At 72.1% G+C, this 11,748-nt stretch carries 6 protein-coding genes; all 6 read left to right on the forward strand.

Annotation, left to right across the window (positions count from 1 at the left end; translation table 11 throughout):
- Positions 1-141 precede the first annotated feature (141 nt).
- Positions 142-3,783, forward strand: coding sequence for an amino acid adenylation domain-containing protein (locus tag ACZ3TI_RS35935; RefSeq protein ID WP_465733879.1), 3,642 nt, complete (start codon positions 142-144; stop codon positions 3,781-3,783).
- Positions 3,780-7,790 (forward strand): non-ribosomal peptide synthetase, encoded by a 4,011-nt coding sequence (locus ACZ3TI_RS35940; RefSeq protein ID WP_465733881.1) that lies wholly within the window; start codon positions 3,780-3,782, stop codon positions 7,788-7,790. The genes ACZ3TI_RS35935 and ACZ3TI_RS35940 overlap by 4 nt, the downstream gene beginning before the upstream one ends.
- Positions 7,791-7,856: 66 nt before the next feature.
- Positions 7,857-8,984, forward strand: coding sequence for an acyl-CoA dehydrogenase (locus ACZ3TI_RS35945; RefSeq protein ID WP_465733883.1), 1,128 nt, complete (start codon positions 7,857-7,859; stop codon positions 8,982-8,984).
- 9 nt (positions 8,985-8,993) lie between these two features.
- Positions 8,994-10,040, forward strand: a complete 1,047-nt coding sequence (locus tag ACZ3TI_RS35950; RefSeq protein WP_465733885.1) for an SDR family oxidoreductase — start codon at positions 8,994-8,996, stop codon at positions 10,038-10,040.
- On the forward strand, positions 10,037-11,278 hold the full coding sequence (locus ACZ3TI_RS35955; RefSeq protein ID WP_465733887.1) for an aspartate aminotransferase family protein: 1,242 nt from the start codon (positions 10,037-10,039) through the stop codon (positions 11,276-11,278). Before ACZ3TI_RS35950 ends, ACZ3TI_RS35955 begins: the two co-directional genes overlap by 4 nt.
- Positions 11,275-11,730: a type II toxin-antitoxin system RatA family toxin gene (locus tag ACZ3TI_RS35960; RefSeq protein ID WP_465733889.1), complete on the forward strand. Its 456-nt coding sequence runs from the start codon at positions 11,275-11,277 to the stop codon at positions 11,728-11,730. Before ACZ3TI_RS35955 ends, ACZ3TI_RS35960 begins: the two co-directional genes overlap by 4 nt.
- Positions 11,731-11,748: the final 18 nt, after the last annotated feature.

An 11,748-nucleotide genomic window follows, 5' to 3' on the forward strand; every position in this document is an offset into this window, starting at 1 on the left:
TCCATTGGTTCCGGTGAAATAGTTTGACGCCGATCCGGGGTCTGTGTATGGTTCCGGCGATGTAAATTCCAGGGCATTTCAAATGGCCTCGAATTTCAAATTTGGAGATTTCGAAAAGTGTCATCACGGGGAGAATTCGAAATGCTGCGGGACCTGCTCAGAGAACTGCCCGGCGCGGGAGTCGAACTGCGGATCCCGAGCCGGGCGGCGGCCCCGGAGCTGCCGGCCGCGCCACACGCGGCGGTGGACCAGGCGCAAGCCGGGTCCACCGCCCACCAGGGGCGGGTCGGCCGGGAGACCTGGACGATCATCCGCCGCGAGGCGGAGCGCCGGGGGCTCGCCCCGGCGACCGTACTGATGACCGCATGTGCCGACGTCCTGCGCCTGTGGGCCCCACAGGGCGACTTCACGCTCGACCTGGTGCTGCCCGGTCAGGCGCCGGAGCTTCCGCTCACGTTCGAAGCACTCCCCGACGACTCGTTCGCGGCCCGCGCGCAGCGGCTCCAGCAGCAGCTCAACCAGGCCCAGGAGAGCGCCCAGGAGAGCGCGCAGGTGTCCGAGTCGGGTGAGCAGGCGCGATGTCGTCCGACCTGGAGCGCCACCGAGGAGGCGGGCGAACTCGTCTTCGCATGGGACGTCCAGGAGGCGCTGCTTCCCGACGGTCTGCCGGCCGACCTGGTGTCGGTCTGCGCCGCGACCTTCGACCGGCTGGCGGGTGAGGAGGGCGCCTGGGACAGCCGGGCGCGCCTCACCGTGCTGCCGGCCTGGCAGACCGCCGAGCGCACCAGCGCCAACAGCACCGCCGCTGACCTCCCCGTCACCACCCTCGGCCGCCTGGTCGAGGACCGGGCCGCCGAGCGACCCGATGCCGTCGCCGTCATCGCGGACGACGGACAGCTCACCTACGGCGAGGTCGTGGCCGACGCCCGGCGCCTCGCCCGCCGACTGATCGCGCTTGACGCGATGCCGGGCAGCCTGGTCGGCGTCGTCGTCGAGAAGAGCCGGGCCCAGGTGCCCGCCGTCCTCGGCGTCACCCTCTCCGGGGCCGCCTACCTGCCGGTCGACCCGCAGTGGCCGGCCGCGCGCCGGGCCCAGGTCATGGAGCAGGGCGGCGTCCGGATCGTGGTCACCACCCCCCGGCTGCGCGACGAACTGGCCTGGCCCACCGGCATCCGGCTGGTCACCCTGGACGACGCAGAGGTGCGCGAGGCGGGCGCCGAGCCGCTCGGCACCGGCCCCGCGCCGGAGGACCTGGCGTACGTCATCTTCACCTCCGGCTCCACCGGCCAGCCCAAGGGCGTGGTGATCGACCACCGCGGGGCGGCCAACACCGTCCAGGACATCAACCAGCGCTTCCAGGTCGGCCCCGACGACCGGGTGCTCGCACTGTCCTCGCTGAGCTTCGACCTCTCCGTCTACGACGTCTTCGGCACCCTGGCCGCCGGTGCTGCCGTGGTCATGCCCGCGCCGGGCCGGGCCCACGACCCCGAGCACTGGTCCGCGCTGGTCGAGCGGCACGGCGTCACCGTCTGGAACTCCGTCCCCGCCCTGATGCGCGTCTGGCTGGACGCCCCCGTCCTCGCCTCCACCCCGGCCCCCGCCGCGTCGCCCCTGAGGGTGGTCCTGCTCAGCGGCGACTGGATACCCGTCTCGCTGCCGGACGCGATCCGCGCCGCCCACCCCGGGGCACAGGTCATCAGCCTCGGCGGCGCGACCGAGGCGTCCATCTGGTCCGTCACCTACCCCATCGGCGAGGTCCCGCCGGAGTGGAGCCGCATCCCCTACGGCAAGCCGCTGGCCAACCAGACGCTCCACGTGCTCGACCGCCGGCTCGACCCGTGCCCGGTATGGACCACCGGGGAGATCTACATCGGCGGCATCGGCGTGGCGAAGGGCTACTGGGCCGACCCGGTCAGGACCGGTGAGCGGTTCATCGTCCACCCCGTGACCGGCGAGTACCTCTACCGGACCGGCGACCTCGGACGCTACCTGCCCGGCGGCGACATCGAGTTCCTCGGCCGGGAGGACACCCAGGTCAAGCTCAACGGGTACCGGATCGAACTCGACGAGATCGCGGCCGTGCTGCGCCGCCAGCCCGGAGTCGGCGAGGCGCTCCTCACCATCGACACCAACCCTGCCACCGACCGCCGGCAGCTCGTCGCCTACATCCTGCCGGACGAGCAGGCCGAGACGGCTGCCACCCCGGACAGTGGCCCCACCTGGTCCGCCGCGCTGGCGGCAGGGGAGAGCGAGCTCCGACAGGCAGCCGACGAACTCGCCCCCGCCATCGAGACGTTCGAGAACCTCTGGCAGCGGCTGGAGGCGCTAGCCCCGTCGGTCATGGCCCGCAGCCTCGCCCGGCTCGGCGCGTTCACCGCCGAGGGCGAAACCGCCACCGCCGACGAGATCATCGCCCGGAACGGCCTGCGCCCGCTGTACCGCGGCCTGGTCGCCCAGTGGCTCTCCGTCCTCGCCGGCGAAGGACTGCTGAGCGCCACCGAGGAGGCCGGCCGCTACCGCGCCGAGCAGCCGGTCGACGCGGACGCGCTGGACCGCCGCATCACCGCCGAGCTGGCCGCGTTCAGGGTCTCCGGCCCGGACCGGGTCCTGCTGGACTACTTCACCGACTGCGTCGACAACCAACTCCCACTGCTCCAGGGCAAGGTGCGTCCGCTCCAGCTCCTGCTCCCCGACGGCGACTGGCGGGTGACCGAGGCGCTGTACGCCGCGAACCCGGCCGCCCGGCTGCAGAACCGGATCGCAGCCTCCGCCGTGCGCGCCTTCGTGGAGCGGTTCCCCGAAGAGCGGAAGGTCCGGATCCTCGAACTGGGCGCCGGTACCGGCTCCACGAGCGACCAGATCCTCCCCGCGCTGCCCGCCGATCGTGTCCAGTACCACTTCACCGACCTCTCGACGGCCTTCACCACGTCGGCCCGCCGGCGCTACGAGGGCAGCTACCCCTTCGTCAGCTACGGCCTGTTCAACATCGACGAGGAGCCCGCCGCGCAGGGACCGGCGCCCGGCAGCGCCGACGTCATCGTGGCGGCGAACGTGCTGCACGATGCGAAGGACCTGGGACGGACCCTGGCTGGTGTCCGGGACCTGCTCGCCCCCGGCGGGCTGCTGGTCCTGATCGAGGGCACCGTCAACTCGCCCCTGAACATGATCAGTTTCGCCTTCCTGGAAGGCTTCGGGAACTACCAGGACCAGCGCGAGGCCACGCTGCTGTCGGTGCCCGAGTGGCAGGAGCAGCTGGGTGCCGTCGGCTTCACCCGGTTCGCCTCCGTCCCCGAGACCGGGCCGGCCGTGCGCGCGCTGATCCAGCACGTGCTGATCGCCGGTTCGCCCTCCGGCCGCGAGGCCCTGGACCCGGCCGCCCTGAACAAGGTGCTGGGCGACCTGCTGCCCGAGTACATGCTCCCGCACCACTACCTGGTCCTCGACCGGCTGCCGCTGAGCGCGAACGGCAAGGTCGACCGCTCCGCCCTGCCCTCGCCCTGGCGTGAGCTCGCCCCGGAGGACCGGACGGCGCCGCAGACGGCGCTCCAGCAAAGGCTGCTGGAGATGTGGATCGACGCGCTGGGCCGCGACGACTTCGGCGTCGAGGACAACTTCTTCGACCTGGGCGGCGACTCGCTGCACGCGGTGCGCATCATCGGCCGGCTCCGCACCGAGCTCGGCATCCGGCAGAGCGGCGACGAGGCCGTCGACCTGCTGTTCCAGGCCCCGACGATCGCGGAACTCGCGGCCGTGCTGGCCGGCCAGCTGGAGGCGGCCCGGTGACCCGTCACGAACCCTTCCCGCTGACCCCGCTCCAGGAGGCGTACCTGGTCGGCGCCTCCCGGCTGGTCGAACTCGGGGGCTTCCTGCCGAGCTACTACGTCGAACTGGACCTGGTCAACGTCGACCTGGCGCGGGCCGAGGATGCGCTGAACCGGCTGCTGCGCCGGCACGACCACCTGCGGACCGTGGTCGAGGACGCCGGTTCCCAGCGGGTGCTGACGGATGACGAGGTCCAGCCGGTCCGGCTCGCCGTGACGGATCTGACCGGTCTCGACGAGGACGCCCGGCAGGCCGAGCTCCGGCGGACCAGGGAGCGGATGTGCCGCGAGGGGGTGGACCCCACCCACTGGCCGCTGTTCGCGATCGTCGTGAACCGCCTGCGGCCGCACCGGGTCCGGGTCCACCTCGCGATGAGCCTGCTGCTGCTGGACGGCCGGGGAATCCGCCAGGTCATGGGCGAGTGGCGGGCGTACTACCACGACCCCGCCGCCGAGCTGCCGGCCCCGGCGCTGTCCTACCGGGACTGTCGGCTGGAACTGCTCGCGCACGAGAACAGCCAGGAATACCGGGACCAGTGGCACTACTGGGAGGAGCGCCTCGACCTGCTGCCGGACGCGCCCCGGCTTCCGATGGCCGTCCAGCCGGCGGCCATCGGGATGGTGCGCTTCACCCGCCGCACCCATCGGCTGACCCGGGAGCAGTGGCAGCGGCTGTCCGTCGCGTTTCGGCAGCACCGTGTGCTGCCGACCACCGCGCTCTGCCACGTGTTCGCCGAGGTGCTCGGCGCGTGGGCGGCCTCCCCGCACTTCAGCCTGAACCTGCTGCACCAGAACTGGGCGACCACCCGGCCCCACATGGCGGGCGTGGTGGGCCAGTTCGGCGCCACCCTCCCGCTGGAGGTGGATCTGCGGCAGTCCGGGGACTTCTGGGAGCGGGCCCGGCGGCTCCAGAGCCAGGTCTGGCAGGACCTGCAGAACGCCGACGTGGCCGGGGTGCGGATCACCCGCGAGCTGGCCGCGCGCCGCGGCTGGACGTCCCGCGCCGCGCTGCCCTACGTCTTCACCAGCATGCTGAAGGCCGGCACGGCGGCCGAGCAGCAGCCGCCGGCCGGCGGGGGCCGGGACCGCCTGGCCTGCCGGGAGGTGACCAGCGACCTGAGAACGCCCCAGGTACTGGTGGACAACCAGCTCCACGACGGGGCCGACGGCGGTGTCGACTGCGTCTGGGACGTCGTCGACGAGGCTTTTCCCCCCGGCCTGCCCGACCTCATGTTCGAGGCGTACGGGCGGATGCTGGACCAGCTGGCCAAGCCCTCCGGCGCGACGGCTGCGCCGGACCCGGTTCCCGCAGGGCACCACGCCCGCGTCGCCGAACTGAACGGGCCCGTCGCGGCCCCGCCGGCCGAGCGCCTGGAGGACGGCTTCCTGCGCCAAGCGGCCATGCGCCCGGCCGCCACCGCCGTCCTGACCGCCCACCGGGCGGTGACGTACGGCGAACTGGAGGCCCGTTCCCGGGCGGTGGCCTGCTGGCTCGGCGCCCAGGGATCCGGCCGGGGCGACGTGGTCCCGGTGGTCATGACCAAGGGATGGGAGCAGATCGTCGCCGTTCTGGGCGTGCTGCGGGCTGGTGCGGCGTACTGTCCCGTCGACGCCGACCTGCCGGAGGAGCGGATCGCCCACCTGCTGGAAGCCTGTTCCGCGCGGGTCGCGCTGGTCCAGTCCCCCAACGAGGCGCGCATCGGCGCGCTCGGCGAGCGTCCGCTGCTCTCCGTGGACGGCCTCGAACCGACCGCGGGCCGGACCTGCGCCCGGGTCGGCGATCCGTCCGACCTCGCGTACGTCATCTACACCTCGGGTTCGACCGGTCAGCCCAAGGGCGTCATGATCGAGCACCAGGCCGCGGTCAACACCGTCGAGGACATCAACCAGCGCTTGGGGCTCACCCCCGAGGACCGGGTCTTCGGCATCTCCTCGCTGAGCTTCGACCTCTCCGTCTGGGACGTCTTCGGTGCGCTCGCCGCGGGCGCGGCCCTGGTGCTCCCCGAGGCGAGTCACCGACCCGACCCGCTGGGATGGGCGGAGGCCGCGGTCCGGCACGGCGCCACGGTGTGGAACTCGGTGCCCGCGCTGGCCCAGATGCTGGCCGAGGTCGTGGAGCAGCGGCCGGAGGTCGGCCTGCCGTCGGTGCGTGCCTTCATGATGAGCGGCGACTGGATTCCCATCGGGCTGCCCGACCGCCTGCGGTCCCAGTGGCCGGAGACACGGGTCATTGCGATGGGCGGCGCGACGGAGGCTTCGATCTGGTCGAACATCTACGAGGTCGACCACGTCGACCCCGCCTGGCGGAGCGTCCCGTACGGAGTCCCGCTGCGCAACCAGACCATGCGGGTGCTCGACCACCGGCTGAACCTCTGCCCGCCGTGGGCGGTCGGCCGGATCCACATCGGCGGCGTCGGGCTCAGCCGGGGCTACTGGCGGGACGCCCAGCGCACCGACGAGCGGTTCATCCGGCACCCGGAGACCGGCGAGCGCCTGTACGTGACGGGTGACCTCGGCTGCTACCGGCCCGACGGCACAATCGAGTTCCTGGGCCGCGAGGACCGCCAGCTCAAGATTCAGGGCTTCCGGGTCGAGCCGGGTGAGGTGGAGACCGCGATCCGGGAACACCCCGCGGTGCGGGAGTGTGCGGTCGCCGGCGCGGACACGCCGGGCGGTCAGCGGCGCCTGGTGGCGCTCGTCGTCCCGGGGGAGGGAGAGGTTCTCGACAGCAGGGCCGTCCTCGCTCACTTGCAGACGCGGCTTCCGCATTACCTGATCCCCGGCCGGGTCCATGTCCTGGAGCGGCTGCCGCTGACGCCGAACGGAAAGGTGGACGTCGCAGGCGCGCTGGCCGCGCTCGCCGCGCAGGCCCCGCCGGCCGGGCAGACCGGCACCGCAGGGGTGGGCGCCGGTGGCGAGCTGGTGGAGCGGCTGTGCGTGCTGTGGTCCGAGTTGCTCGAGCTGCCCTCGGTCGAGCCGGAGGACGACTTCTTCGCGCTGGGCGGCAACTCGCTGATCGCGCTGCGGCTGATCAACCGCATCCGCGCCGAGCTGGGGGTCGAGCTGCAGTTCGGCCAGGTCTTCGAGGCGCCGACGGTGCGGGCGCTGGCCGGACGCATAGCGGAGCACGATCGGGTCGCCGGCTGCCGAGTCACGCTGTCCGGCGGTGCGGCCGGGGCCGGTGAGGCGGGTACGGCCGGGAACACAGGCAGGGAGCTTTTCCTGTTCCACCCGGTGGGCGGCTCGGTGAGCAGCTACACCACCCTGGCCCGGTCCTGGCCCGGCCCGGTCCACGCCTTCCAGAGCCGGGCGCTCGCCCAGGGCAGCACCGCCGTTCTCGACCCCGACGTGGAGACGATGGCGGCGGCCTACCGCGAGGAGCTCCAGCAGGTCTCGGCCGAGGGACCGTACCTGCTGGGCGGCTGGTCGATGGGCGGAGTGCTCGCGTACGAGGTCGGACGGCAGCTGGCCGAACGAGGCCATGACGTCCGGGTCTTCATGGTCGACAGCGACCTCACCGAGGCCCGGGAGACCACCACCGAGGCAGCCGGACACCTGGAGTTCATGGCCGACCTCGCCGGCGGACGCCTGCCCGAGGCGGCGCGCACCGCCGTCCTGAACGCACCGCCCGCCACGCTGACGCAGACGGCGGCGGAGGTATCGGTCACCCACGGCTGGTTGCCTACCGGTACCGACGTGCGGCAGTACGAGTTGCTGATGCGCGTCCACGCCCACAACCTGGCGGCCCTGGGCCGCTACCGGGCGGACAAGTCCGACGAGCCCACCCTCCTCTTCGTGGCCGGCGCGGTCGACCGCACCGACCCGGTCCCGGCCTGGCGGGACGTCTGCCCCGACCTCGACGTCGAGGTCTGGGACGAGGACCACTACTCGATCGTCGCCGGCGATCGACCCGCGGCGATCGCCGACCGGGTCACGGTCTGGCTTGGGGAACCGCGCACTCAGCGGTAGCCGGCCCACCTCTTTCTCGATCGGGTCCCGATCGAGCAGATCCACCTACGCACGGGGGACTTCACCATGCAGTTTTTGGAAACCGAACGGGCGACGCTTCAGCGCTTCATGCCCGGTCTTGACGACGATCTCGCCCGGATCCCGCTCGCGGATCTGGAGAAGCCCGGAAATCCCGCGCTGGCCCTGTTCAAGGCCGCGGGCGGCACGGGCCTGCTGATCCCAGCGGAGCAGGGCGGCGAGGGCGCCACCCCGCTGGAGGCGGTCCGCGTCCAGCGGGCCATCGGGGCCAGGTCGCCCTCGCTCGGGGTCGCCACGACCATGCACCACTTCTCCGTCGCCAGCCTGGCCGAGGCCAGCCTCGGCGACGGATGGGAGTGGATGCTGCTGGAGGGCATCGCGACCGGCCGGCTGCTGGTCGCCTCCGGCTTCGCCGAAGGCCGCACCGGAGCGGCCATCCTCTCCCCGGCGCTGCGCGCCGTGCAGCACGGTGACGGCCTGCTGGTGACCGGCTCCAAGAAGCCGTGCTCGCTGTCGCGCTCGATGGACCTGCTCACCGCCTCGGTGGCGGTCACCGGCGAGGACGGCCGCGACCGGATGGCCGTCGTGGTGGTCCCGGTGGACAGCCCCGGGCTGGAGGTCCGGCCCTTCTGGAACAACTTCGTCCTGGCCGGCGCCGAGAGCGACGAGGTGGTCCTCAAGGACGTCGAGGTGCCCGGCCGACTCGTCGTCATGACCGAGAACACCGAGGACCAGCAGCCCGACGCGCTTCAGACCAGCGGGTTCATCTGGTTCGAACTCCTCGTCACCGCCACCTACCTGGGCGCGGCGAGCGCCCTGGTGGAGGGCGTGCTGGAGGCCGGGAAGGCGGACGCCGTCGAGCGCGCGGCGCTGGCCATCGAGGCCGAAGCCGCCATGGCCATGCTGGAGGGCGTCGCCCGGGCCATGGAGGCCGGGGAACGGGGGCCGGACATGCTCGCCAGGGTCCTCTGCGTGCGCTACGCCGTGCAGGACGCCATCGGCCGAATCAACCGCAAGGCGGTGGAACTGCTCGGCGGGATGTCCTACATCGGATCGAGCGACGCGGCGTACCTGACCGCGGCCTGCGCCGGCCTGATGTTCCACCCGCCGTCCCGCACCCACATGTCCGGGCAGCTGTGCGACCACTTCGCCGGCCGGCCGCTGCGCATCGGCTGAAAGCGTCCCATGACTGTCACTGTGAAGCCCAGCCCCACCGTCCTGCTCACCGGAGCGAGCGGCGTCGTCGGCCAGGCGGTGCTGGAACGGCTGACCGACTGCACCGTCGTCTGCCTCACCCACAACAAGCCGGTGGCCGGCCCCCAGGTGATCGGCGTCCGCGGCGACCTGACCCAGCCGCACTTCGGCCTCGACCGGGAGGCGTACGAGGAACTGGCCGACCGCGTCGACGTGGTGGTGCACTGCGCCGCGATCACCGGGTTCAGCGTCGACGCGAGCCTGACCAACGACCTGAACGTGCGCGGCAGCGCGGCCGTCCTGGCGTTCGCCCGACGGGCGGGCGCGCCGCTGCACCACGTCAGCACCGCCTTCGTGTCCCGCCAGGACCTCACCCGAGACGGGCTCGGCGGCGCCCGGCCCGAGGTGTACCTGGACAGCAAACGCCTCGCCGAACGATCCATCCTGGACTCCGGCGTGGCCGCGAACATCATCCGCCCCTCGGTCGTGATCGGTGACGCCGTCACCGGACGGATCTCCCAGTTCCAGGGGCTGCACGCGATCGCCGGCGCGCTGCTGCGCGGAGCGCTCCCGATGCTTCCGCTCCAGCCGGACACCCGGGTCGACTTCGTCCCGCAGGACCTGGTCGCCGACGTAATCGTCGGCCTGGTCCGTGCGGGGACGACCGGCGGGGAGTACTGGGTGACCGGGGGCGAGGCCGCCCCGACCGCCGGGCGGATCGTCGAACTGGGCCTGGACCTGGGCCGGCGGTTCGGCCTGGAACTGGACACCCCGCGCTTCGTCTCCCACGACATGGTGGACCGGCTGATCCGGCCGGTCTTCATCGACTCGCTGCCGAAGGCCCAGCAGCGCCGGTTCGACGACATGCTGGCCATGACCGCCCTGTTCCAGACCGCCGAGCCGTTCCGCAGCAGCTACCACCTGATCCCCGGAATACGTCGACTCACCACCGAGGACCTGGAGGACGCCTTCACCGCGTCCATGCTCCACTACGCCCGGGTGAAGGACCTGATCCACCCTCGCGAGGTGGCCGCATGACCACACGCACCGAGCGGGCGGAGCCGGTCATCACGGATCTCTACCGCCGCCACCTCAGCAAAGGCCGGGCCAGTCTCGCCGGGCTGACCGGCGGCGACCAGGAGGTCTCCTCGCACGCCGCGCACGTCTTCGGCGCCGACGGACGACGCTTCCTGGACTGCGGCGGGTACGGCGTCTTCCTCGTCGGACACACCCACCCCGCCGTCGTCGAGGCCGTGGTGGCCCAGGCCCGGACGCATCCGATGTCGACGCGGCTGCTGCTGGAGCCCACCGCGGCCGTGGCCGCCGCAGCCCTGGCCGCCGTCACCCCCGCGGGCCTCGACCGGGTCCACTTCGTGAACTCCGGTGCCGAGGCGGCCGAGGCGGCCATCAAGCTGGCCCGGACGCACGGAAAACGGCGGCTGGTCTCCGCCACCGGGGGCTTCCACGGCAAGACCATGGGGGCGCTCTCGCTCACCGCCAAGGAGCTCTACCAGGAGCCGTTCCGCCCCCTGCTGGCGGACGTCGCGCACGTGCCGTACGGCGACGTATCCGCGCTGGCCGGCGTGATCGGCGCCGACACCTGCGTGGTCCTCGAACCCGTCCAGGGCGAAGGGGGCGTGATCATCCCGCCGGCGGGCTACCTCACGGAGGTCCAGCGGCTCTGCCGGTCCGTCGGCGCGTTCCTGGTGCTGGACGAGATCCAGACCGGGCTCGGCCGACTGGGCACCTGGTGGGGCGCCGACCGTGAGCGGATCAGCCCCGATGTGCTCCTGGTCGGCAAGGGCCTGAGCGGCGGCGTGGTGCCCGTCGCGGCCATGGTGGCCACCGACGCCGCCTACGAGCCGTTCAGCAAGGACCCGTTCCTGCACACCTCGACCTTCGCGGCCTCGCCGATCGCGATGGCCGCCGCCCGGGCCGCCGTCGAGACCATCGAGACCGAGGGGCTGGTCGAGCGCACCGCCGCGCTGGGCCGCACCCTGCTGGACGAGCTGACCCGGATCGTCGCCGAACGCTGTCCCGGCCTGGTCACCGAGATCCGTGGCGCTGGACTGCTCATCGGCATCGAGTTCAAGGACGAGCACACCGCGGGCGCCTTCGTCATGGAACTGCACGACCGCGGCGTCCTGGTCAACCACAGCCTCAACGCCCACCGGGTGATCCGCTTCACCCCGCCCGCCGTACTCACCCAGAGCGACGTCGACTGGCTGCTCACCGCCTTCGACGACGCGGCTACCACCTTGGAAGGAACGCTGTGACGCGACAGGTCACCCTTGAGGCATTCGTCCCGGACGCCGACGTCGACACGGTCTTCGCCCGGCTGTCCGACTTCGAGCGCTACCCCGAGTTCACCGACGCCGTCCGGGAGGTGCAGGTCACCCAGCGCGAGGACGGCGTCATCGACTCGGAGTGGGCGGTCAACTTCCGCAACGGCATTATGCGTTGGTCCGAGAACGAGATCATCGACCAGGCCACCCGCTCCATCACCTTCGCCCAGACGACCGGGGATTTCGCGTCCTTCGACGGGACTTGGCGGGTCGAGCAGGCCGACGACCGAGTGGTCATCCGGTTCGACGCCGAGTTCGACCTGGGCATGGCCAGCCTGGCGGCGATCCTCGACCCGATCGCCGAGCGCGCCCTGGTCGAGAACCTCCAGCGCATCCTGGCCGGCCTGAACGGACCGGCGACCACCTTCGGTGGGCGGGCGTGACCGGGCCGCGCGAACTCC

This window comes from Kitasatospora sp. NPDC023120 (genome assembly GCF_055560835.1).